We start from the raw sequence: 22,626 nt of genomic DNA on the forward strand, positions 1-22,626 counted from the left end.
CGAATGCTGCCCGTGAGTAGCGCTCAGGGGATCGCCGCGAGGAGTGAACCCGTCCTCATTCCCAGGAGTGAGCCCCCGCCACGACGAGTCCCGACTCGTAGGCGAAGACCACCGCCTGCGCCCGGTCGCGCAGCCCGAGCTTGGCCAGCAGGTTGCTGACGTGGGTCTTGACGGTGTGCTCGCTCACGTACAGCGCCGCCGCGATCTCGGCGTTGGACATCCCCCGCGCCACCCGCTCCAGCGTCTCCCGCTCCCGGGCGGTCAGCTCGCCGAGCCGGGCCTTCAGGCGCGGTACGGCGCCGCCCCGCCGTACCAGATCGGAGATCAGCCTCCGTGTCACCGTCGGGGCCAGGAGCGCCTCCCCCGCGGCGACCACGCGGACGGCGGCTACCAGCTCGTCCCGGTGGGCGTCCTTCAGCAGGAAGCCGCTGGCCCCGGCCCGCAGCACGGCGTAGACGTACTCGTCGAGATCGAACATGGTCAGCGCCAGAACCCTGGCGTCGGTGCTCTCACAGATCCGGGTCGTCGCCTCGATCCCGTCCATGCCCGGCATCCGGATGTCCATCAACACCACATCCGGCCGGAGCTCCACCGCCCTGCGAACGCCCTCGGCCCCGTCGGCGGCCTCCCCGACGACGGTGATGCCGGGCTGGGCGCCGAGGATCAGGGAGAACCCGCCACGGAACAGATCCTGGTCATCCACGACGAGTACGCGCACCATCAACGATCCCCTCCCCTCCACCCCGCGGCATCACGACGACCGCGGCCCGCTTCCCTTCGAACGGCCTCAACCGGCAGCTCATCCGGCGGAGACCCAACCATCGGCGTCCCATCCGGCACCATCCCGACCCGCGCGGATTCACCCGGCATCCTCCCGACCGGCACGGGCCCGATCGGCAGTGTCGCGGCGACGGTGAACCCGCCGCCCGTCTCCTCGCCCCGCCCGGAGTTGTCCCGCCCGGAGTCGCTCCGCCCGGAGTTGTCCCGCCCGGAGTCGCTCCGCCCGGAGTTGTCCCGCCCGGAGTTGTCCCGCCCGGAGTTGTCCCGCCCGGAGTTGTCCTGCCCGGAGTCGCTCCGCCCCGGACCCGTCCAGAGTGTGCCTCCGCATGCCGTCACCCGCTCCCGCATGCCGATCAGGCCGTGGCCCGCCGCACTCCCCTCCGGGGCCGGGCCGCGGCCGTCGTCGGTCACCTCGATCCGCAGGCTCTCCGGCGACCAGCGCAGCCGTACCCACGCCGTGGTGGCCCCCGCGTGCCGGAGCGTGTTCGTCAGCGACTCCTGGACGAGCCGGTAGGCCGCCATGTCGACGTCGGCGGGCACCGGCCCGGCCTCGCCCGAGGACTCGACGACCACCTTCAGCCCGGTGTCCCTGACCCGCTCGGCCAGGCGTCCCAGCTCACCGAGCCCCGGCGGCGGCGCGAGCCCACCGGGAGCACCGGCGCCGCCCCCGTCGCCGTCGCCGTCGCCGTCGCCCGACCGCAGCGCGCCCAGGACTCGGCGGAGCTGGCCGACCGCCTCACGGCCGGTCCGCCCGATCGCCTCGAAGGCGGCCTCGGCCCGGTCCGGGTCGGCCCGCACCATCAGGGAGCCCGCGTCCGCCTGGACGACCATGATGCCGACCGAGTGGGTCAGGACGTCGTGCATGTCGCGGGCGATGCGTGTGCGCTCGTGCGCGGCGGCGGCCGCCCGCTCCTCCTCCAGCCGGCGGGCGCGCTCCTCCAGCGTGGCGATCTCCGCTCTGCGCGCCCGCGCGCCGGTCCCCAGCGCCCAGGCTGCGGCGAAGGCCATGCCGACGTATCCGAAGGACTCCGGCGGCTCACCCGGCAGCACGAGGGACACCACCAGCAGCCCCGCGCCCGCGACCCCGCTCAGCAGGCGCACCCACCGCGTGCTGAGCGCCGCCACCGTGTACGCCCCCACCAGCGCGCCGTACGGCAGCGGCGGCAGCGCCTGGACCATCGCGAGCCCGGTCGTGGCGGCGCACACCGCCGAGGCGGTCAGGACGGGCGCCATCCTCCGCCACAGCAGCGGAACCGACGCCCCCAGGGCCAGCAGCACCACCCCCGGCCCCCCACCGGCCCAGCGCAGCCCGGACCAGAGCGTGGCGACGGCCACCGCACCGGTGATCACGACATCGACGACGACCGGCGAAACCCCCCGGAACCCGGCGATCCACCGTGCCCAGGCGTCACTCCGCCTGATCAGGCCACCTTCACCGAGTGGTCGCCGAAGTCGGCCACCACGTCCAACGTCCCGCCCAGGGCGACGACATAGGAGCGCAGTGTCTCCAGACCGCCGATCTGGCCGTGTTCGATCTGGGACACACGTGCCTGGGAGACGCCCATGCGTTCGGCCAGCAGCTTCTGGGAGACGCCCAGACGCTTACGCATCTCGGCGAGCTGGGTGCCGCGCAGTTCCGCTCGCAGCTGTTCGCGGCTGGCCTCCCGAGCCGCGACGCGCTCCGGGGAGTCCCATTCGGAGTCGATCTCGCGGATCTCGGCCTTGGTATCGGACCACTTCACGAACTGACTCATCGGCGTTCCTCCTTGTCCTTCTCTGCGAGATATGCGGCATAGCGCTCCTCCGCCAAGGAGATCGCCGTGCGGTACCACCGGTTCCATTCTCCCGCTTCGTCACCGGCGACCAGCACGATCGCCTCTCGCGCGGGGTCGGACACGAAAAGCAGAGGGCGAGCTCGTCCAGCGCTTCTTCGATCTTCTCTGCTGCGGCCGGGTCGTTCTCGCAGATGTCGAGAAACCAGGCATTCACATCACTGTGCGGCGTGATTTCCCAAGCCGTGCCGCCAATATAACAAATCCTTATATAAAGGCGAAGCCCACACGATCGGCCGTACCGCCGAGTCCTGCCTCAGTGTTCCCCCACTGAGCCGGGACCGGCCGGGGAGGTGCCGTTCGGCAGGGGGGTCGTCGTGCGTCGTTCGGCGCGGAGTCCCCGGATCGTCCCGCCCGCGTAGCGGAGCAGGCCGTACCGGTCGGCGCCGGGCCGCAGCAGGGCGCGTACGGTCCAGTGGAAGGTCTCCAGGCACTCGCGGTCACGGCGGCGCTGCCACGCGGGGTCGACCGCGATCACCTTCCGGCCCGCGCCGGCCAGGGCGGCGGCCGCGGCCGACCCCGCGCACCTCGCGCACCTCGCGCACCTCGCGCACCTCGCGCACCTCGCGCACCTCGCGCCCACGATCACCGCGTCGGCGCGCTCCCCGTTCACGGCCACCGGGTGTCGAGGACGTCGAACTCGTTGGGCAGCCCGAGCCGGGGTGCTGGATGAACAGCGGCTCGTCGTTGGTCACGTCCGCGGTCCCGGAGGCGACGATGGCCGGGGCGAGGAACCGGCAGTGCAGCATGTCGTCGGTGAGGACGGTCCTGCCGCCGTCGCTGAGGTGGGCCTTGATCTGCGCCCACGTCTCGGCGGCCACCTCCTGGGGCGTGCAGTCCCTGGCCTTCTTGCCGTTGAAGTTCCCGGCCGTGGACCAGTCCGAGGTGATCGTGGACAGGCAGTCGCGGACCGTGCCGTCGCCGTACGCGGTGAAGTCTGAAGTCCCGATCCCAGAACTGCGCCTGGCCGATGGAGGTGACCGCCCGGCCCGAGTCCATGCAGTTCACGTGGCCGGGGGTGAGCGGCAGCCCCTTCTTGAGGAAGGACATCAGGCCGTTCATCCAGTCCTGGCGGAGCTTGGCGATGTCCGCCGGCTTCGGGTCGGCCGCCACGACGGCGGGGCTCGTCAGCTTCGCCGCCTGTTCCGACGGCATGGAGACGATGAACCAGTCGGCCTCGATCGCCCGGCTCGCGCCGCCCGGACCGCGCGCCGTGGCGCCGGTGATCCGCCCGCCGGAGACGTTCAGCGCGTCGACCGTCCAGCGCTCAGCACCGCGACCCGCCTGCCCTCCGTCACGCGAACCGAGCAATCGCTTGTGCATAGAGGGTGTCCGAACTAATGTCTGGACATGTGTCCGGAAAGTTGGTTGCAGAGCCCACCCGCCGCCGGCTGACCGAGCGTCAGGCGGACACCGTGCGGCGGCTGACCGAGGCGGCCGTCGAGGAGGTCCGGGAGACCGGCTTCGACGGGCTGACCGTGCGCAACGTCGCCCGCCGGGCCGGGGTCGCGCCGGCGACGGCGTACACCTACTTCGCCTCCAAGAACCACCTCGTCACCGAGGTGTTCTGGCGGCGGCTGAGCGCCCTGCCCCCGGTGGACGCGGCCGACGCGACGGGTACGGCCGACGCCGTGGACGCGGCCGACGCGGCCGACGCGGCCGACACCGTGGCCGGCGCGCGCGAGCGCGTGGTCGCCGTGCTCCGCGAGATCACCCTGCTGGTCTCGGACGAGCCCCGGCTCGCCGCGGCCTGCACGACCGCGATGCTCGGCACCGACCCCGACGTCCAGGAGCTGCGTGCCCGCATCGGCCTGGCCATCCGCCGCCGCCTGCGGGCCGCGCTCGGTTCGCGGGCCGAGCACCGGACGCTGAACGCGCTGGAGTTCGCCTACGCGGGCGCGCTCCTCCATGCCGGGATGGGCTACACCTCCTACGGAGAGATGGCCGACCGCCTCGCCGACATCGCCGACCTCATCGTGAGGTGACCACCGTGGACTCCCCCCGAAGCACGCACGACTCCCCGCAGAGCACGCACGACTCCCCTCTGGGCACGCACGGGCAGGTCGCGTACAACCCCTACGACTACGCGATGCACGAGGACCCCTATCCGACGTACGCGCGCCTGCGGGAGGAGGCTCCGCTCTACCGCAACGACGAGCTCGGGTTCTGGGCGCTGTCCCGGCACGCCGACGTGGCGGGCGCCTTCAGGGACCACGAGCGCCTCTCCAACGCCAACGGCGTCTCGATCGACCCGAGCGCCTGGGGCCCGCACGCCCGTCGCACGATGTCCTTCCTCGGCATGGACCCGCCCGGGCACACCCGGATGCGGTCCCTGGTCTCCAAGGGCTTCACCCCCCGCAGGGTCCGCGAGATGGAGGACGAGATCCTGCGCCTGACCCGCCGCCATCTCGATCCCGCCCTGGAGAAGGGCGAGTTCGACTTCGTCGCCGACGTCGCGGGCAGGCTTCCGATGGACGTCGTCTGCGAGCTGATGGGCGTGCCCGAGGCCGACAGGGACGAGCTGCGGCGCCTGGCCGACCTGGTCGTCCACCGCGAGGAGGGCCTCAACGACGTCCCGCCCGCCGGGATGGAGGCCTCCCTGACCCTCGTCGGCTACTACCAGGACCTCGTCGCCGAGCGCCGCCGCAGGCCCGGCGCCGACCTCCCCTCCGCGCTGCTGACCGCCCGGGAGGGCCGTGACCGGCTGAGCGAGGAGGAGGTCATCGCCTTCCTCTTCCTCATGGTGGTGGCGGGCAACGAGACCACCACCAAGCTGCTGGCCAACGCGCTCCACTGGGCCCGGCGCAACCCCGACCAGCTCGCCGGGCCCATGCGGGACCCGGCCCGGGTCGGCGACTGGGTGGAGGAGACGCTCCGCTACGACGCCTCCAGCCAGATGATCGCCCGCACCGTCACCGAGGACATCGAGCTGTACGGCCGGCCGGTCCCCGCCGGCGACCGGCTGCTGCTGCTGATCGGCGCGGCCAACCGCGACCCCCGGGTCTTCCCCGATCCGGACGCCTACGACCTCGATCGCGACACCTCCCAGATGGTCAGCTTCGGCGGCGGGCGGCACTTCTGCCTGGGCGCCAACCTGGCCCGGCTGGAGGCGCGCGTGGCGCTGACCGAGTTCGTCCGGCGGGTCGGGGACTACGAGGTGGACGAGGACAACGCCGTGCGCGTGCACTCGGTCAACGTCCGCGGCTTCGCCTCCCTGCCCGTCTCCGTCACCCTCCGCACCCCGTCATGAGTCACCCCCGCCCCCTGTCATGAGTCACCCCCGGACCGCGCCGTGAATCACATCAGTGTCTGGAGAGCGCGCACATGCCCCGATTCGAACCCCATCCGCACCGCCGCCCCGCGCTGATCGCCGGGGCCTCCTCCGGGATCGGCGCCGCCACCGCCGCCCTGCTGGCCGCCGCGGGCCACCCGGTCGCCCTCGGCGCGCGGCGGGCGGACCGGTGCGAGGAGATCGCCGGGACCATCCGCAAGGACGGCGGCGAGGCCTTCGCCTACCCCCTGGACGTCTCCGACTCCGGCTCGGTCGCGCGCTTCGTCTCGGCCGCCGCCGCCGCGCTCGGCGACCCCGAGATCGTCGTCTCCGGAGCCGGGGACCTGGGCGCCGAGCGCGTCCACGACCTGGACTCCGAGGACTTCGCCGCCCAGCTCCAGGTCCATCTCGTGGGCGCGCACCGCCTGGTCTCCCACGTCGTGCCCGGCATGGTCGCGCGCGCCCGGGGCGACATCGTGCTCGTCTCCTCCGACGTCGTACGGGCCCCGCGCACCCGCATGGGGGCGTACGTCGCGGCCAAGAACGGCGTGGAGGGCATGGCCAGGGCTCTGCAGATGGAGCTGGAGGGCACCGGGGTCCGGGCCTCGGTCGTCCGTCCCGGCCCGACCATGACCGGCATGGGCATGGGCTGGGACGCCGAGACGACCGGGGAGGTCCTGGAGGAGTGGGTGCGGTGGGGGCTCGCCCGGCATCCGTACTTCCTGCGGCCCGAGGACGTCGCCGCCGTGATCGCCGCCGTCGTCGCCACGCCGCGCGGCACGCACCTGACGCTCGTCGAGGTGCAGCCGGAGGCGGCCGTCGTGAAGCCCGCGGCGGCTCCGGCTCCCACCGGGCCGGGAACGGCCGACGCCCCTGCCCCCGCCGGAGCCGGAGAGGAGCGGGCGTGACGAAGGCGATGAGACAGCCCGCCGTCGTCTCCGGAGGCCCCGACCACCTCGAGGAGCTCCGTACCGACCCCATCGCCCTGATGCGGCGGGTCCGCGAGGAGTGCGGCGACGTCGGGGAGTTCCGGCTGGCCGGCCGTCCCGTGGTGCTGCTGTCGGGGGCGGAGGCCAACGAGTTCTTCTTCCGCGCCCCCGACGAGGACCTCGACCAGGCCGAGGCCTACCCCTTCATGACGCCGATCTTCGGCGAGGGGGTCGTCTTCGACGCCACCCCCGAGCAGCGCCGCGAGGCCCTGCACAACCAGGCGCTCAAGGGCTCCTTCCTCAAAGGCCACGCCGCCACGATCGCCGCCGAGGTGGGTCGGATGGTCGCCGGATGGGGGGACGAGGGCGAGATCGACCTGCTCGACTGGTTCGCCGAGCTGACCATCTACACCTCCTCGGCGTGCCTGATCGGCAAGCGGTTCCGCGAGCGGCTCGACCGCCGTTTCGCCGAGCTGTACCACGACCTGGAGCGGGGCACCGACGCGCTGGCCTACGTCGATCCGTACGCCGACATCGAGAGCTTCCGCCGCCGCGACGCCGCGCGCGTGCAGCTCGTCGCGCTGGTGCAGGAGATCATGGACGAGCGGGCCGCCGCGCCGCGCCCGCCGCGGGAGGAGCGCGACCTCCTCGACGTCCTGATGTCGATCCGCGAGGAGGACGGCTCGGAGCGGTTCCCGGCGGACCAGGTCACCGGGATGTTCATCTCGATGATGTTCGCCGGACATCACACCAGCTCCGGTACGGCGGCCTGGACCCTGATCGAGCTGCTGCGCCACCCAGGCGTGCTGCGCGGGGTCGTCGGGGAGCTCGACGAGCTCTACGCCGACGGCTCGGAGATCAGTTTCCAGGCCCTCCGCGAGATCCCCCGGCTCGAATCGGCGATCAAGGAGGCGCTGCGCCTGCACCCGCCGCTCATCCTGCTGCTGCGCGTGGCCAAGTCCGACCAGGAGGTGCTGGGGTACCGGATCCCGGCCGGGACGATGGTCGGCTGCAGCCTGGCGGTCTCCAACCGGATCGCCGGGGACTTCCCCGACCCGGACGCCTTCGACCCGGCGCGCTACGCCGTACCCCGCGAGGAGGACGTGCTCAACCGGTGGACCTGGGTGCCGTTCGGCGCCGGGCGGCACCGCTGCGTGGGCGCGAACTTCGCGATGATCCAGCTCAAGGCGATCTTCTCGGTGCTCCTGCGGGACTGGGAGTTCTCCCTCGCCCAGGACCCGGACTCCTACCGCAACGACCACTCGAAGATGGTCGTGCAGCTGGCCCGCCCGTGCGCGGTGCGCTATCGCAGGAGGCGGCCGTGACGGATCCCCGGAGGCTGCCGTGAGGGTGGAGGCCGATCTCGACCTGTGCCAGGGACACGCGATGTGCGAGCTGGAGGCGCCCGACGTCTTCGAGGTCCCCCGGAAGGGGAAGGTCCGGATCCTGGACCCCGGGCCTCCCGAGTCGCTGCGCCGCGAGGTCGAGGCGGCCGTCCGCTACTGCCCGACCCGGGCGCTGCGGCTGGTTCCGGACCCCTGATCCGAAGCGCCGACCCCTGAACCCCGCCCCCCGAACCCCCGCCCCCGAACCCTCGAACCCCCCAAGCCCTCGAACCCCCCAAGCCCTCGAACCCCCCGAGCCCGTGGAGAGGAGACCCCGTGCCCGCCTTCGACCGTGACGAGCTGGACGAGATGGTGAACCGGTGGCTGGAGGCCAACCGGCGCTGCGAGGAGGCGGGCGACTGGCGCCCGCTGGCCGATCTCTACACCGAGGACGCCACCTACGGCTGGAACGTCGGCCCCGGCCAGGACTTCATGGCGGTGGGCCGGGAGCAGATCCGCGACCTGGCGCTCGGCTCGGAGATGGGCGGCCTGGACGGCTGGTCCTACCCGTACCAGAGCATCCTCGTCGACGACCGCAACGGCGAGGTGGTCGGCTTCTGGAAGCAGGTCGCCGACGCCAGGCGCCCGGACGGCGGCGCCTACGAGGTGGCGGGCATCGGGGGCAGCTGGTTCCGGTACGGCGGCGGCTTCCGGTGGTCCTGGCAGCGCGACTGGTTCGACATGGGGAACGTCACCTCGCTGTTCGTGGAGATGATGAAGGCCGGTGTCCTGTCGGAGGGCATGAAGCGCCGCCTCGACCGGGCGGCCTCGGGGGAGCCGGTCCCCGGTTACTACCGGCGCGGCGAGACCCCGGTCCCGCTCTGGTGATCCTCGCCGGCGGTCCCCTCCGGCGGGATCGCCGCACCGGCCGCCAGCAGCCTCTCCGCCAGTACGCGGCAGCGGCCGCCGAGCTCCGGAGGGTCGAGCACCTCGAAGTCGTGCCCCAGCAGGACCACGTGCATGAGCACGAAGTCGAGGCTGCCGGCGCCGCTTAGCACCTCGCAGCGCCCGCTCCCGCGTTCCCGTACGACGGCCGCCGACGCCGGGACCTGCGCGCGCACCGTGTCGGCCGGCGCGTGCACCAGGAAGCGCGCCCGGTGCGGGTAGACCCGGCTCGCCACGCTCTCCTGTACGTACGCCGCCGCGTCGGGCGTCGCACGCGGGCGGAAGCGCCAGGTCCGCGCGGAGACGCCGGTCATCCGGTCGACGCGGAAGTTGCGCCAGTCGTCGCGGTCGAGGTCGTAGGCGAGCAGGTACCAGCGCCGGTCGGAGGCGACCAGGCGGTGGGGCTCGGCCCGCCGCTGCCGTACCTCGTCCCCGGACGGATAGCCGAAGCCGATCTCGACCTCGTCACGGCAGGCTCTGGCCAGCGTCATGAGCGCCTCGGGGTCGACCGGCGTACGGCCTCCGCCGAAGGACTCCACCGAGCCGGAGAGCGCGCGCACCTCGTGCCGCAGCCGGGTGGGCAGCACCCGGTCGAGCTTGGTCAGCGCCCGCAGCGCGGCGTCACCGGCTCCGGCGACCGCGCCGCCCGCGCCGGCGAGCAGCGAGACCGCGGTGGCGATCGCCTCCTCGTCGTCGAGGAGCAGCGGCGGCAGGTCCTTGCCCGGGCCGAGCCGGTAGCCGCCGCCGACGCCCTGGCCGGCGTGCACCGGATAGCCGAGCGCGCGCAGCCGCTCGACGTCACGCCGTACCGTGCGAGGCGTGATCCCGAGCCGGTCGGCGAGTTCGGGGCCGGTCCAGACCCGGCGCTGCTGCAACAGCCCGAGCAGGGTGAGCACCCGCTCCGTCGTACCCAGCTCGTCACCGCTCGCCGCGTCCACATCACCAACTCTGCCAGAAATAGCGGACCGTTCCTGTCCGCCTGGAGTGTCAGGGTGGTTCCGCGGGCACGGAGGGGCTCCACTGGAACCAGGCGCCCGGAAGCGGACGCTTGGAACCGGGCGCCGCGCGCCCCCTGCCCGCACACGGAACCCGATACGAACGGAGCAACCCGATGAGCCGTCACATCCAGGTCACCTTCGACGCCCACGACCCGCGGGCGCTGTCGGCCTTCTGGCGCGACGTACTGGGCTACGTCCACCCCGGCCCGCCCGGAGTCGACCTGCCCGAGGGGGCCGACCCGCTGGCCGCGTGGGACGACTTCCTCGCGCGGGCCGGCGTACCGGAGGATCAGCGCAACGCGGCGTCGGCCATCGAGGACCCGGAGGGGCGGGGCCCGCGGCTGTTCTTCCAGCGGGTCCCGAAGGGCAAGGTCGCCAAGAACCGCGTCCACCTCGACGTCCGCGCGGCTCCCGGGCTGCAGGGAGAGGAGAGAATGGCTGCGCTGGAGGCCGAGTGCGACCGGCTCGTCGGGCTGGGGGCCAAGCGGGTGCGCCGCCACGAGCCCGAGCCCCCGATGAGCGCCGGCTTCATCGTGATGACCGACCCCGAGGACAACGAGTTCTGCCTGGACTGACACGGCCCGGCCGAGGCGACTGACGCGACCCGGCCGAGCTGGTCGTACGGCGGGCGCGGTCAGGCGGGGACGTGCGGGGTGCCGTCGCGCATCGGCGGGAAGCGGAAGAGTGCCGCCGTGGTGCCCCGGGTCATCCGGGTGATCTCGGCCTCCCCGACCGGCTCGGTCTCCTCGTCGATGACGACCTCCCAGCGGCAGTGCGGGACCCGCCCGGCCGGGTCCCGGGGCGGGCGGTGCACCGGGCGGATGCGGGCGCGCGGGTTGACCGCCTGGGCGGTCCAGTCGAAGGTGCCGTCCTCGATGTGGTGGCACATCCCGCGGATGGCGCGCTCCCCGAACGGCTCGACGTCCAGCAGCGCCCCGCACGTGCGGAGCTGGAAGAAGCCGTGGGTCTCGGAGACGAGCTCGTACTCCACGTCCATGTAGTGCTGGGCGAAGCCGGGGTCGAGCTGGAGGCACTTGAAGATCGCCGAGACCCCGTTCCCCTCGATCTTCATGATCTCGCGGATCCGGTCCGTGTAGATCGGGCTGGCGCCGCGCCACTCCTCGATGGCGATCTCCTCGACCGCCTTCTGCCCGTACCGCAGGCCCACCGCGGTCAGGGCCGCCCGGTCGAGCAGGTGGACGATCAGCCCGTACTCCCGGACGAGACGGACCAGGGCCTCCTTCGACAGATCCTCGAAGCGGAAGCCTGGATCGAATTCTCCGGAATAGTCCTTGCGTTCCGTCATGGACCGAACTGTAGTCTGGACATGTGTCCAGAACAACCGATCGCTTGCTTGGCAATCCCTCGCCGCTGCTGATCGACGGGGAGCTCCTCCCCGCCTCCCGGCGCTTCGCGACGGTCGATCCGGCGACCGAGGAGGTCCTGGGCGAGGCCGCCGACGCCGCCCCCGCCGACATGGACCGGGCGATCGGCGCCGCCCGCCGCGCCTTCGACGACTCCGGCTGGACCACCGACCCCGGCCTGCGGGTGCGCTGCCTGCGCCAGCTCGGCGAGGCGCTCACCCGCCACTCCGACGAGCTGCGCGAACTCACCGTCTCCGAGGCGGGCGCCCCGCGGTTCCTGACGTACGGCGCGCAGCTCGACGCCCCCGTGGCCGACCTGGCCTGGTTCGCCGATCTGGCCGAGCGCTACGAGTGGGAGCACGACCTCGGGCGGGCCGCGCCCATGGGCATGACCAGCGACCGCCGCGTCGTGCGCGAGCCGGTGGGCGTGGTCGGGGCGATCACCCCCTGGAACTTCCCGCACCAGATCAACCTGGCCAAGCTCGGCCCGGCGCTCGCCGCGGGCAACACGGTCGTGCTCAAGCCCGCTCCCGACACGCCCTGGTGCGCGGCGGTGCTCGGCGTCCTCATCGCCGAGGAGACCGACATCCCGCCCGGCGTCGTCAACGTCGTCACCGGCGCCGACCACACCCTCGGCGCGATGCTGTCCGCCGACCCCCGGGTGGACCTGGTCTCCTTCACCGGCTCCACCGCGACCGGGCGGGCCGTCATGCGCGACGCCGCCGAGACGGTCAAGAAGGTCTTCCTGGAGCTGGGCGGCAAGTCGGCCTTCATCGTGCTCGACGACGCCGACCTGCGCGCCGCGTGTTCGTACGCCGCGTTCGCCGGGATCACCCACGCCGGGCAGGGCTGCGCGATCACCACCCGGCTGCTGGTCCCCCGCGCCCGGTACGGCGAGGCCGTGGAGATGACCGCCGCCACGATGGCCAAGCTCGGCGCCGGGGACCCGCGCGACGACCGCACGGTCTGCGGGCCGGTCATCTCCGCCCGGCAGCGGGAGCGGATCGAGGGCTACCTGGAGCTCGCGCGCGCCGAGGGCGGCGCGTTCGCGACCGGGGGCGGGCGGCCGGCGGACCGGGACAAGGGCTTCTGGATCGAGCCGACCCTGATCACCGGGCTGGACAACACCGCCCGCACCGCCAGGGAGGAGATCTTCGGCCCGGTGCTGGTGATCATGCCGCACGACGGCGACGACGACGCCGTGCGCATCGCGAACGACTCGCCGTACGGGCTCTCGGGCGCGGTGCACGGCGGCGACCCGGAGCGGGCGCGGGCGGTGGCCCGGCGGCTGCGGGCCGGGACCGTCAGCGTCAACGGCGGGGTCTGGTACGGCGCGGACGTGCCGTTCGGCGGCTACCGGCAGTCGGGGATCGGCCGGGAGATGGGCGTGGCCGGGTTCGAGGAGTACCTGGAGACCAAGGCGATCGCGGAGGGTGCATGAGCCGGGAAGGGGAAGCCGGATGAGCCGGTTCGAGGGCCGCTTCGAGAACAAGGTCGCGATCGTCACCGGCGCCGCGCAGGGCATCGGCGAGGCGTACGCGCGGGCGCTGGCGGCCGAGGGCGCGAGCGTCGTGGTCGCCGACGTCAGCGAGAAGGGCGCGGCGGTCGCCGAGGAGACCAAGGGGCTGTACGTCCGCACCGACGTGTCCGACCCCGAGTCGGTCCGGGCCATGGCCGCCGCGGCGGCGGAGCGCTTCGGCGGCGTCGACTGCCTCGTCAACAACGCGGCGATCTTCGGCACCATGCGGCTGGACTTCCTGTTCACCGTGGACTGGGACTACTACAAGCGGTTCATGGCGGTGAACATGGACGGCGCGCTGCTGTGCGCCCGCGCCGTCCTGCCGTACATGCAGGAGCGCGGCGGCGGGGTGATCGTCAACCAGTCCTCCACCGCGGCCTGGCAGTACTCCGGCTTCTACGGCCTGGCCAAGGCCGGGGTCAACGGGATCACCCAGCAGCTCGCCCACGAGCTGGGCGGGATGAACATCCGGGTCAACGCCATCGCGCCCGGCCCGATCGACACCGAGGCCAACCGCGCGGTCGTGCCGGAGGGCATGGTGCGCAAGATCGTGCGCGACAAACTGGCGCTCAAGCGGATGGGCACCCCGCAGGACCTGGTCGGCATGTGCCTGTTCCTGCTCTCGGAGGAGGCGTCCTGGATCACCGGGCAGATCTTCAACGTCGACGGCGGCGAGGTGTTCCGCTCATGACCGCCGCACCCGCGCCGCACGGGGCGGCGGAACCTCACCAGCCGCCGGAGCCCCGCGAGCCGTCGGGACCGTACGGCTTCATCGGGCTGGGCCAGATGGGCGCCCCCATGGCGGCGCACCTGGCCGGGCGCGGCCTCGTCGTGTACGACACCCGCCCGCAGGCCGTGGCCCCGCTGGCGGACAAGGGCGCCCGGGCCGCGGCGGGCCCCGCCGAGGTGGCCGCCGCCTGCCCGATCATCTCGATCATGGTCCGGGACGACGCCCAGGTGGAGGAGGTGGCGGCCGAGATCCTCCCCGCGGCGGCTCCCGGCACGATCGTCGCGATCCACTCCACCATCCACGCCGGCACCGCGGTACGGCTCGCCGAGCGGGCGCTGCCGTACCGGATCGACGTCGTGGACGCGCCGGTCAGCGGCGGCTTCATGGGAGCCGAGGCGGGCACCCTCGCGGTGATGGTCGGGGGCGCCGAGGAGGCCTTCGCCCGCTGCCGGGAGCCCTTCGGGGCCTGGGCCGACCTCGTCCTGCACATGGGGCCGGTCGGCGCGGGCACCCGGGCCAAACTCGCCCGCAACCTGCTGCACTTCACCGCGTTCGCCGCCGCGGCCGAGGCGCAGCGGCTGGCGGAGGCGGCCGGGGTCCCGCTGCGCCGGCTCGCCCGGGTGGTCAGGCACTCCGACGCCGTCACCGGCGGCCCCGGCTCGATCATGCTCCGCTCCACCACAGCGCCCCTCGATCCCGGTGACCCGCTCCACGCGGTCATGGAGAATGTGCTCGCACTCGGCGAGAAGGACCTGTCCCTCGCCCTCGACCTGGCCGCCGAGCAGGGCGTCGACACGCCCCTGGCCCGGCTCGCGCTCGACCGCCTGGCCGAGGGCCTCGGACTTCCCCCAAGGAGGCACGGTGAGTGACGAGCGGCGGCGGCGCGGGCTGGAGATGATGCGCCAGGTGTACGGCTGGGAGATCGGCGACGCCCCCGGCGACTTCTTCGGCATCACCGTGGACCACCTGTTCGCCGAGATCTGGACCCGTCCGGGCCTGTCCATGCGCGACAGGCGGCTGCTGCTCATCGGGGTGCTCGCCGGTCAGGGGCTCAACGACGTCCTCGACATCCAGATCCCGGCGGCCCTGGCCAACGGCGAGCTCTCCCCCGCCGAACTCCGGGAGATCGCCGTCTTCCTCACCCACTACGTCGGCTGGCCCCTGGGCGCGCGGCTGAGCGTGCAGATCGACACCCTCATCGCCAAGTACGAGAAGCAGCGCTCGCTCGACCCGGACGACTGAGGCCCGGACGACTGAGGCCCGGACGACTGAGGCCCGGACGACTGAGGCCCGGACGAGATCGGCGCCGGGGGTACCGGGTCAGCGCCCGCCCGCCAGGACGTCCCTGGCCAGGGCGTCCCGGGCGGCGCTCTCCCGCTCGGCCGCCTCCTGCTCGGCAAGCGCGCGGGCGTCGTAGGCCGCCCGGGCCGCCGCGATCTCGTTCTGGTGCTCCTCGGTCCAGGTGACCAGGGTGCGGATGGTGTCGTGCAGGGTCGCCCCCAGGGGCGTGAGCTCGTAGTCCACGCGCGGCGGCACGGTCGGGTGCACCGTACGGCTGACGAGGCCGTCGCGCTCCAGATGCCGCAGCGTGCGGGTGAGCATCCGCTGGCTGACCCCGTCGATCTGGCGGCGCAACTCGGTGAAGCGCAGGCTGCGCCGGTCGAGCAGGGCGATCACCAGCAGCGACCACTTGTCGGCGATGCGGTCGAGGATCTGCCTGACCTCGCAGTCCTCGCGGGTGTCCCACTGCAGGACGTCGTAGTCGTCGCCGGTATCCCCGCAGTGACCGAGGAACTTTGAAGTGCCGTCTTCCACGCTCACCGATGGTGCCTGACGATGCTGCTGGTTACAAGAGGGAACCGGCGCACATTTGAGAACCGAGCCGGTCCCGCGTTCTCCCGAGAGGAGTCGGCTCATGTCCACATCGAGCGTCCGCATGGACGGGCGCGCACGGGGCGTGCTGGCGGTGCTGTGCGGGGCGATCTTCCTGGAGGGGATCGACGTGGCGATGCTGAACGTGGCGCTGCCGTCGATCCGGGCCGATATGGGCCTGTCCACCGGGATGCTCAGCGGCGTGGTCAGCGCCTACGTGCTCGGCTACGGCGGGTTCATGCTGCTGGGCGGGCGCGCCGCCGACCTGCTGGGCCGCCGCCGGATGTTCCTGTTCTGGCTGGGCGTCTTCCTGGTCTTCTCCGGTCTGGGGGGCTTCGCCACCGAGGGGTGGATGCTGCTGGCCGCCCGGTTCGTCACCGGGGTGGCGGCCGCGTTCATGGCCCCGGCCGGGCTGGCGCTGGTCACCGCCAACTTCCCCGAGGGCCCGCAGCGCGTCAGGGCGCTCGGGTTCTACGCCGGGACGGCGGCGGGCGGCTTCTCACTCGGCCTGGTCGCCGGCGGCCTGCTGGCCTCGTTCGGCTGGCGGTGGGTGTTCTTCGCCCCGGTCATCCTGTCGGCGGTGATCCTGGTGGCGGCCGTCGCCCTGGTCCGGGACGACCGCCCGCAGCGTCGTCCGGCGGGCGGCTTCGACCTGCCCGGCGCGTTCACCGTCACCGGGGCGATGCTGCTGCTGGCCTACGGAGTGGTCCGCCTGGAGCACCCCGGCGACGGCCGGGGCGGCACGGTCGCGGCGTTCGCCGGCGGGCTGGCGCTGCTGGCCGCCTTCGTCGCGATCGAGCGGCGCTCGGCCGCCCCGCTGGTGCGGCTCGGCATCCTGCGCACGGGAGCCCTGGCGCGCACCAGCCTGGCCGCGCTTCTGTTCATCGGCGCCTTCGCCGGGTTCCAGTTCCTGGTCACGCTGTACCTGCAGGAACTGCGCGGCTGGAGCACCCTGGAGACCGGCCTGGCCATGCTGATCGTCGGCGTCGACACCGTCCTGGCCCCCACTCTGACGCCGCGGCTGGTCGGCCGCTTCGGCAACGGCAGGGTGCTGTTCGGCGGGCTGGCGCTGGCGGCCGTGGCCTACGCGCTGTTCCTGCCGATGGCCCCGGACTGGACCTACGCCGCCATGCTCCCGACCATGGCCCTGCTGGGACTGGCCTTCTCGCTGGCCTACGGCCCGCTGACCATGGCGGCCACCGACGGCGTCGCCGAGCACGAGCACGGCCTGGCCGGCGGCGTGCTGTACACCGCCATCCAGTTCGGCACCGCCCTCGGTCTGTCGGCGGTGACCGCCGTCAGCGTGGCGGCGCTCGGCGGCGACGGCTCACCGGAGGCCCGGCTCGACGCGCTCCGCGCGGCCCTGGCCGTACCGGTGACCGCGGCGGTCCTCAGCGCGATCGTGGCCGCGTACGGCCTGCGCGCCCGCGGCAGGAGCGCCGCGCCCACCGGAACCGAGGAGCCCACCGGAACCGAGGAGCCCACCGAAGCCGGAGCGACCGCCGGAACCCCGGGGGCCGCCGGACCGGAGTCCGTCCCCACCTCCCGCTGACCCGCAGGCGGGCGGGTCAGCAGACCCCGCGCAGGCTGCAGACCTTGGCCGCCATCTTCCTGGCGTCCTTCGTCTGGACGCGGAAGTCGGAGCTGCGCACCTTGCCGTACTCGCCGGCGCGCACGTAGATCGCCAGGGCGCGGCCCTTGCGCACCACGACGGTCCGCTCGCCGCCGATGGCCGGAGCGCCGTCCGGGCCGTAGGCCTGGACGGTCACCCGGGCGGCCTCGTCGCCCGCGTCGACGGCCTGCGCCCTGACCTTGAAGATCGGCGGGCCGTCGACGCGGTCGCACCTGGCGACCTGCGCGAGGAGCCCGGCGAAGGCCTTGTGCGCGGCGCCCGCGGAACGGAAGACGACCAGTTGCTCGGACTTGTAGAACTCCGGGGCGGAGTAGGTGAGCGTCCGCGCGCTCACCCGGCCCGATCCCACGGAACTGCGCAGCCCACAGGGGTTGAGCACGAAGTTCTCCGTCCGCCGGTCACTGATCGTCCACTTTTCCTCCTCCGGGTACTTCACCGGCTTGCGAGCCTGCGCCTCGTACAGCAGGAAGCCGCGCGGCAGCTTCCCCGCGGCGCCGCTCGCGCCCTGCTCCGCCTGTCCCGCCCGGTCCGCCTGTCCCGCCCGGTCCGCCTGTCCCGCCTGGCCCGTCCCGGCGTGCGCGGTGCCGCCCGCGAACGTCCCGGCCACCAGCGCCCCCGCCACGGCCATCCCCGCCAGGCGCACCGCCCGCCCGGTCCCCGTCGTACCGCCGCCGCTCAGCTTCTTCAGTGACATCCCCATGCATCATGAGACACACGCCGGGGGCGGAAGGTTCGCCTCCGGCGGGATTTCCGGCGGGTCGCCCGCTCCCCCGCTGGCAGACTCTCCCCATGGAGATCAAGCTGATCCAGGGCGACATCACCGAGCAGGAGATCGACGTCATCGTCAACGCCGCCAACTCCTCCCTCATGGGGGGCGGCGGGGTCGACGGGGCGATCCACCGGCGCGGCGGCCCGGCGATCCTCGAGGACTGCCGCAGGCTGCGCGCCTCGCACTACGGCCGGGGCCTGCCCACCGGCCAGGCCGTGGCCACCACGGCCGGCGATCTCCCGGCCCGCTGGGTCGTCCACACCGTCGGCCCGGTCTTCTCCCCCGCCGAGGACCGCTCGGAGCTGTTGGCCTCCTGCTACCGGGAGTCGCTGCGGGTGGCCGACGAGCTGGGCGCGAGCGGCGCGGCCTTCCCCGCGGTCTCCACCGGGATCTACGGATGGCCGATGGACGACGCCGCACGCATCGCCGTCGGCGCCGTGCGCGCCACCGCGACGCGGGTGGCCGAGGTCAGGTTCGTGCTCTTCTCGGCGCACGCGTACGCCGCCTTCGAACGCGCGCTCGGCGAAGCGGGATCCCCATGATCGGGGCGACCCGGAGATCTCCTCAAGCGATCTCCTCAAACGCGACAGAGGTCACTAAGGTGGCGGCGAGGCACTCGCTTCCCCGTCGTCGCCGGAACGCCGGACCCCGTCCGCGCCGGAGCCCGCTTCTCCCGGCGTGACCCGCGAGCCCGCGGCGACGCGACCACCCCTCAGGAGGCATGATCGTGCGAACCCGGGTGATCCCCGCCCTCGTCCTGTCCCTGCTCACCGCCGGCTCCCTCGCCCTGCCCGCAGAGGCGCAGGTCCAGCCGGCCCCGCCGTCCTCCGCGGCGGCCGAGGACACCCTGCTGGCCAAGCTCAAGGCGATACCCGGCCTGAGCGTGGTCTCCGAGACCCAGCCGACCGGCTACCGCTTCTTCGTCCTCACCTTCACCCAGCCCGTCGACCACCGCGACCCCGGCAAGGGCACCTACCAGCAGCGGCTCACCCTGCTGCACCGGTCGGAGACCGCTCCGACGGTGCTCTTCACCGGCGGGTACGGCCTGGCCGTGAACCCGGCCCCCTCCCGGACCGAGCCGACGCGCCTGCTCGACGGCAACCAGGTCTCCGTCGAGCACCGGTTCTTCCGCTCGTCCCGGCCGGACCCGGCGGACTGGCGCGACCTGACCATCTGGCAGGAGGCCAGTGACGAGCACCGCATCGTGCGGGCGCTCAAGACGATCTACTCCGGCAAGTGGATCCAGACGGGCGCCAGCAAGGGCGGCATGACCTCCGTCTACCACCGGCGTTTCTACCCCGGCGACGTGGACGGCGTGGTGGCCTACGTCGCGCCCAACGACCGGATCAACCCCCTCGACGGCGCCTACGACGCGTTCTTCGCCCGCGTCGGCGACGCCGCCTGCCGTACCGCGCTGGACGACGTGCAGCAGGAGGCGCTCAAGCGCCGCGACCGCCTGGTGCCCAAGCTGGAGGCGTACGCCGCGCAGAACGGCTACACCTTCACCCGGACGCTGGGCACCGCCGACCGGTCGTTCGAGATGACGGTGCTGGACACGGTGTGGGCCTTCTGGCAGTACTCCACCGCGGCCGACTGCGCGAACGTGCCGCCGGCCACCGCCACCGACGACGAGCTGTACGCCTGGATCGACTCGGTCGCGGGCTGGTCGTTCTACACCGACCAGGGCATCGAGTACTACACACCGTACTACTACCAGGCCGCCAACCAGCTCGGCTGGCCCGAGCTGCGCTTCAGGCACCTGCGCGGCCTGACCCGTTACCCCGGCCTCTACCAGCCCAACTCGGTCCTGCCGGCCGAGCTGCGCTCCCGGCACGACGCGCTGCCGATGCTGGACGTGGACCACTGGGTGCGCTGGCGTTCCAGCCGGATGATGTTCGTCTACGGCGAGAACGACCCCTGGGGCGCCGAGCGGTTCACCCCCAGCAGGAACGACTCCCACCTGTACGTCGCGCCGGGCGCCAACCACGGGGCGAACATCGCCGCGCTGACCGAGGCCGACCGCCAGGCGGCGACGGCGACCCTGCGCCGCTGGGCCGGGGTGACAGACGCGCCGCCGGCCATGCGCAGCGCGCCTTCGATCCCCGACGACGACATGCTCCCCGACCGCCGGACGTTCTGAGTCCCGGTACGGACGCCTCCCGGCCCGCCGGACCTTCCCGGCCCGGTCAGGCGACCTGCTGCCACGGCGTGACCGCCAGCAGGCCGTCGACCTGCCGGGCGGCGACCGGCGGCGAGAACAGGTAGCCCTGCGCCTGCGGACAGCCCATCTGCTGGAGCAGGGCCGCCTGCTCGGGGGTCTCCACGCCCTCGACGATGACGTTCAGGCCGAGGCTGGCCGACAGCTCCACGATGGCCTTGGTGAAGGCGCGCATCTGGTGGTGGTCGGCGTGCCCGGAGGGCGGGAGGAACGACTTGTCGATCTTGAGGATGTCCACCGGAAGCGTGCGCAGGTACGACAGCGACGAGTAGCCGGTGCCGAAGTCGTCCAGGGCGACCCGCACCCCGTGCTCGCGCAACGTGGTCAGGGCGGCGATGATGCGGACGGTCTCGGCCGGCGTGGTGGCCAGCAGCATGCTCTCGGTGATCTCCAGCACCAGCGCGTGCTCCGGCAGCCGGTGACGGGCCAGGATGTCCAGCACCGTCTCGGCGAAGTCGGGCTCGCGCAGCTGGCGGCCGGAGATGTTGACGGTCACGGAGACACCGTGCTGCTCGTACCAGCGACCGGCGTCGGCGCAGGCCTGCTCCAGCACCCAGGTGCCGATCGGCACGATCAGCCCGCTCTCCTCGGCGATCGGGATGAACACATCCGGCGGCACCGGCCGTGAGCCCGGCGGGCTCCAGCGCAGCAGCGCCTCGACCTTGCGGATGTCCCCGCTGGCCAGGTCGACGACCGGCTGGTAGTTCAGGACGAGCTCCCCGGCGGCCAGCGCCCGGCGCAGGCCGATGGTCAGCCGGGTGCGCTCCAGGCGGTCCTCGCGCAGGTCGGAGGTGAACAGCGCGTACTGGTTCTTGCCGGCGTTCTTGGCCGCGTACAACGCCAGGTCGGCATCGCGCAGCGCCTCCGACGGGGTGGCCACCGCCAACCCGGCCAGCACGCCGATGCTGGTGGTCAGGTGCAGCTCGTGACCGTCGAGGAGGTACGGCGCCCGCAGCGCGGTCAGGATGCGCTCGGCCACGGCGACCGCGTCCTCGACGGCGGCGTCGGGCAGCACCAGCGCGAACTCGTCGCCGCCCAGGCGGGCCAGCGTGTGGCCGGCGCCGCCGGCGACGTCCTGCAGACGCGCGGCCACGTGGGTGAGCAGTTCGTCGCCGACCGGGTGGCCGAAGCTGTCGTTGACGTCCTTGAAGCCGTCCAGGTCCAGCAGCAGCAGCGCCGGGGGCCGCAGGCCGGGCAGGGCCATGCTGGGGATGATGGCGTGCTGCAGGGACTGGCCCAGCAGCGTGCGGTTGGCCAGCCCGGTCAGCGGGTCGTGCAGGGCGTTGTGCGACAGGCTGCGCTGCAGGACCTCCTGGCGGCGCAGGGCGGTGCCCAGCTCCTCGGCGCGCTCCTCGGCCAGGCGGGCCACGATGCTCAACCTGGCCACCAGCAGGACGGCCAGCACCACGGTCAGCCCGATGATCCCGAACGCGTCGCGGGGCCGGAAGGTCATATCGAAGAAGAACCACTGGCCGAGGATCGAGGTCAGCGGGCTGAGCAGCGCGAGCCCCAGGAAGACGGTCACCCTGGCCCTGCTGGAGACGGCGCCGGCCCGCAGCCGTCGCGCGTGGGCCATGGACGGGTGCATGACCGCGACGGCCACCAGGACCGACCAGCCCAGCCAGCCGATCATGGAGACGGCGCCGTAGTCGCGGCCCTCCGCCTGGTCGAGCAGATAGAGGCTGTCGGCCATGAACACGCTGAGGTAGGCGAGGTTCAGCAGGGCCAGCCAGGGCGCGCGGCCGTTGTCGAGGGTCAGCCTCATCATCAGCCCGATGATGAACAGGTCGATGACGGGCAGGATCAGCGCGAAGGGCAGGTCGACGCCGGTGTACACGCTGCGGTCCAGGGCCGGCTCGATGATCAGGCTCCAGATCGGCATGGCCACGCCGACGGTGATGATGCCGGCGTCCAGCAGCGCCGTACCGCGCGCCCCCTCACCCCGCAGGCTCAGGGCGACCAGCGCGGCCAGCGACACGAGATAGGAGATCAGCGTGCCGACGTTGTAGAGGGTCAGCAGCAGGGGGACCTTCAGCCATACCCAGCCGACGCCCCAGCCCACGGCGGTCGACACCCACGCGAGCATGAGGGCCAGGCGGATCAGCCGCCAGGGCCGCAGATCGGCCAGGCCGTACCGGCTGACGGCGTTCAGGACGGCCAGCGCGCAGACGCCCTGGAGCGTGATCCACGACAGGATCTCCAGCACCGGCGACAGGCCGGCCAGCACCGGCGTCAGGACGGCCAGCAGGCCCCCGAGCAGCAGATAGACCAGCCAGCCGCGGGGATGCCCGGCGAACCGGGGGCAGGCGGAGACGACGGCCGTCATCGGCCGGGCTCGGCTCATCTTCCCCCCGTTTCACTCATGCTGCGCCGATGAGTGGTACGCGCGTCCTATCGACGCGCGACGGGAGGTCATGAGCCTTTTCCGGATTCCCTTTTCC

Annotated in this window: 24 protein-coding genes; 14 read left to right on the forward strand and 10 right to left on the reverse strand. The window is 72.8% G+C overall.

The window, feature by feature from the left end:
- Positions 1–55 precede the first annotated feature (55 nt).
- The 5 genes from Psi01_RS37550 to Psi01_RS37570 form a co-directional block, all read right to left on the reverse strand.
- Positions 56–721 (reverse strand): response regulator, encoded by a 666-nt coding sequence (locus tag Psi01_RS37550; protein WP_204068936.1) that lies wholly within the window; start codon positions 719–721, stop codon positions 56–58.
- On the reverse strand, positions 721–2,205 hold the full coding sequence (locus Psi01_RS37555; protein WP_444980732.1) for a sensor histidine kinase: 1,485 nt from the start codon (positions 2,203–2,205) through the stop codon (positions 721–723). Before Psi01_RS37555 ends, Psi01_RS37550 begins: the two co-directional genes overlap by 1 nt.
- Entirely contained in the window at positions 2,202–2,534 is a 333-nt protein-coding gene (locus tag Psi01_RS37560; protein WP_204068938.1) for a helix-turn-helix domain-containing protein, read from the reverse strand. The genes Psi01_RS37555 and Psi01_RS37560 overlap by 4 nt, the downstream gene beginning before the upstream one ends.
- Positions 2,535–2,868: 334 nt before the next feature.
- A complete protein-coding gene (locus Psi01_RS37565) occupies positions 2,869–3,225 on the reverse strand; it encodes a hypothetical protein (RefSeq protein WP_204068939.1) in 357 nt (118 codons plus the stop codon).
- The gene (locus tag Psi01_RS37570; protein ID WP_204068940.1) at positions 3,222–3,935 is read right to left on the reverse strand and encodes a hypothetical protein; all 714 of its coding nucleotides are present in this window, start codon (positions 3,933–3,935) and stop codon (positions 3,222–3,224) included. The genes Psi01_RS37565 and Psi01_RS37570 overlap by 4 nt, the downstream gene beginning before the upstream one ends.
- Positions 3,936–3,964: 29 nt before the next feature.
- Here Psi01_RS37570 and Psi01_RS37575 point away from each other — a divergent pair, with 29 nt between their 5' ends.
- From Psi01_RS37575 to Psi01_RS37600, 6 genes are all read left to right on the forward strand, one after another.
- Entirely contained in the window at positions 3,965–4,597 is a 633-nt protein-coding gene (locus tag Psi01_RS37575; RefSeq protein ID WP_239128321.1) for a TetR/AcrR family transcriptional regulator, read from the forward strand.
- A 5-nt stretch (positions 4,598–4,602) separates the two neighbouring features.
- Positions 4,603–5,862, forward strand: coding sequence for a cytochrome P450 (locus Psi01_RS37580; RefSeq protein ID WP_239128322.1), 1,260 nt, complete (start codon positions 4,603–4,605; stop codon positions 5,860–5,862).
- A gap of 74 nt (positions 5,863–5,936) precedes the next feature.
- Complete coding sequence (locus Psi01_RS37585) at positions 5,937–6,791, forward strand: SDR family oxidoreductase (RefSeq protein WP_204068942.1); 855 nt, start codon at positions 5,937–5,939, stop codon at positions 6,789–6,791.
- Entirely contained in the window at positions 6,788–8,137 is a 1,350-nt protein-coding gene (gene cyp51 / locus Psi01_RS37590) for a lanosterol 14-alpha demethylase (protein WP_275424645.1), read from the forward strand. The genes Psi01_RS37585 and cyp51 overlap by 4 nt, the downstream gene beginning before the upstream one ends.
- 19 nt (positions 8,138–8,156) lie before the next feature.
- Entirely contained in the window at positions 8,157–8,354 is a 198-nt protein-coding gene (locus Psi01_RS37595) for a ferredoxin (RefSeq protein ID WP_204068943.1), read from the forward strand.
- A gap of 119 nt (positions 8,355–8,473) precedes the next feature.
- Positions 8,474–9,025, forward strand: a complete 552-nt coding sequence (locus Psi01_RS37600; protein WP_239128323.1) for a Cif family virulence factor — start codon at positions 8,474–8,476, stop codon at positions 9,023–9,025.
- Here Psi01_RS37600 and Psi01_RS37605 read toward each other — a convergent pair.
- Positions 8,989–10,020, reverse strand: a complete 1,032-nt coding sequence (locus Psi01_RS37605; protein ID WP_204068944.1) for a helix-turn-helix transcriptional regulator — start codon at positions 10,018–10,020, stop codon at positions 8,989–8,991. The two genes, Psi01_RS37600 and Psi01_RS37605, sit on opposite strands and share 37 nt — an antisense overlap.
- A gap of 173 nt (positions 10,021–10,193) precedes the next feature.
- Here Psi01_RS37605 and Psi01_RS37610 point away from each other — a divergent pair, with 173 nt between their 5' ends.
- Positions 10,194–10,655: a VOC family protein gene (locus tag Psi01_RS37610; RefSeq protein ID WP_204068945.1), complete on the forward strand. Its 462-nt coding sequence runs from the start codon at positions 10,194–10,196 to the stop codon at positions 10,653–10,655.
- Positions 10,656–10,714: 59 nt separating this feature from the next.
- Here the strand turns inward: Psi01_RS37610 and Psi01_RS37615 are convergent, their stop codons facing one another.
- Entirely contained in the window at positions 10,715–11,386 is a 672-nt protein-coding gene (locus Psi01_RS37615; RefSeq protein ID WP_204068946.1) for a hypothetical protein, read from the reverse strand.
- A 44-nt stretch (positions 11,387–11,430) separates the two neighbouring features.
- On the opposite strand from Psi01_RS37615, the gene Psi01_RS37620 reads away from it, so the two are divergent.
- Genes Psi01_RS37620 through Psi01_RS37635 form a run of 4 tightly spaced genes read left to right on the forward strand, consistent with a single transcriptional unit; the run spans position 11,431 to position 14,935 of the window.
- Positions 11,431–12,885: an aldehyde dehydrogenase gene (locus Psi01_RS37620; protein WP_204068947.1), complete on the forward strand. Its 1,455-nt coding sequence runs from the start codon at positions 11,431–11,433 to the stop codon at positions 12,883–12,885.
- A gap of 19 nt (positions 12,886–12,904) precedes the next feature.
- Positions 12,905–13,654, forward strand: coding sequence for an SDR family oxidoreductase (locus tag Psi01_RS37625; RefSeq protein ID WP_204068948.1), 750 nt, complete (start codon positions 12,905–12,907; stop codon positions 13,652–13,654).
- Positions 13,651–14,562: an NAD(P)-dependent oxidoreductase gene (locus Psi01_RS37630; RefSeq protein WP_204068949.1), complete on the forward strand. Its 912-nt coding sequence runs from the start codon at positions 13,651–13,653 to the stop codon at positions 14,560–14,562. The genes Psi01_RS37625 and Psi01_RS37630 overlap by 4 nt, the downstream gene beginning before the upstream one ends.
- Positions 14,555–14,935, forward strand: a complete 381-nt coding sequence (locus Psi01_RS37635; protein WP_239128324.1) for a carboxymuconolactone decarboxylase family protein — start codon at positions 14,555–14,557, stop codon at positions 14,933–14,935. The genes Psi01_RS37630 and Psi01_RS37635 overlap by 8 nt, the downstream gene beginning before the upstream one ends.
- A 78-nt stretch (positions 14,936–15,013) precedes the next feature.
- Here Psi01_RS37635 and Psi01_RS37640 read toward each other — a convergent pair whose 3' ends face one another.
- On the reverse strand, positions 15,014–15,508 hold the full coding sequence (locus Psi01_RS37640; RefSeq protein ID WP_239128325.1) for a winged helix-turn-helix transcriptional regulator: 495 nt from the start codon (positions 15,506–15,508) through the stop codon (positions 15,014–15,016).
- 100 nt (positions 15,509–15,608) lie between these two features.
- On the opposite strand from Psi01_RS37640, the gene Psi01_RS37645 reads away from it, so the two are divergent.
- Positions 15,609–17,117 carry an MFS transporter gene (locus Psi01_RS37645; RefSeq protein ID WP_204068951.1) on the forward strand — a complete coding sequence of 503 codons (1,509 nt, stop codon included), beginning with the start codon at positions 15,609–15,611 and terminating at the stop codon, positions 17,115–17,117.
- A 16-nt stretch (positions 17,118–17,133) separates the two neighbouring features.
- Here Psi01_RS37645 and Psi01_RS37650 read toward each other — a convergent pair whose 3' ends face one another.
- On the reverse strand, positions 17,134–17,892 hold the full coding sequence (locus tag Psi01_RS37650) for a hypothetical protein (RefSeq protein WP_204068952.1): 759 nt from the start codon (positions 17,890–17,892) through the stop codon (positions 17,134–17,136).
- Positions 17,893–17,987: 95 nt separating this feature from the next.
- Here Psi01_RS37650 and Psi01_RS37655 point away from each other — a divergent pair, with 95 nt between their 5' ends.
- Together Psi01_RS37655 and Psi01_RS37660 are read left to right on the forward strand one after the other, a co-directional pair.
- Positions 17,988–18,509 (forward strand): O-acetyl-ADP-ribose deacetylase, encoded by a 522-nt coding sequence (locus Psi01_RS37655; RefSeq protein WP_204068953.1) that lies wholly within the window; start codon positions 17,988–17,990, stop codon positions 18,507–18,509.
- Positions 18,510–18,688: 179 nt separating this feature from the next.
- Positions 18,689–20,107 (forward strand): S28 family serine protease, encoded by a 1,419-nt coding sequence (locus Psi01_RS37660; RefSeq protein WP_204068954.1) that lies wholly within the window; start codon positions 18,689–18,691, stop codon positions 20,105–20,107.
- Positions 20,108–20,153: 46 nt separating this feature from the next.
- Here the strand turns inward: Psi01_RS37660 and Psi01_RS37665 are convergent, their stop codons facing one another.
- Positions 20,154–22,529, reverse strand: a complete 2,376-nt coding sequence (locus tag Psi01_RS37665) for a putative bifunctional diguanylate cyclase/phosphodiesterase (RefSeq protein ID WP_204068955.1) — start codon at positions 22,527–22,529, stop codon at positions 20,154–20,156.
- Between the last annotated feature and the right edge of the window lie 97 nt (positions 22,530–22,626).

The sequence above is a fragment of the Paraplanobispora siamensis genome (genome assembly GCF_016863175.1).
GTDB lineage: Bacteria > Actinomycetota > Actinomycetes > Streptosporangiales > Streptosporangiaceae > Planobispora > Planobispora siamensis.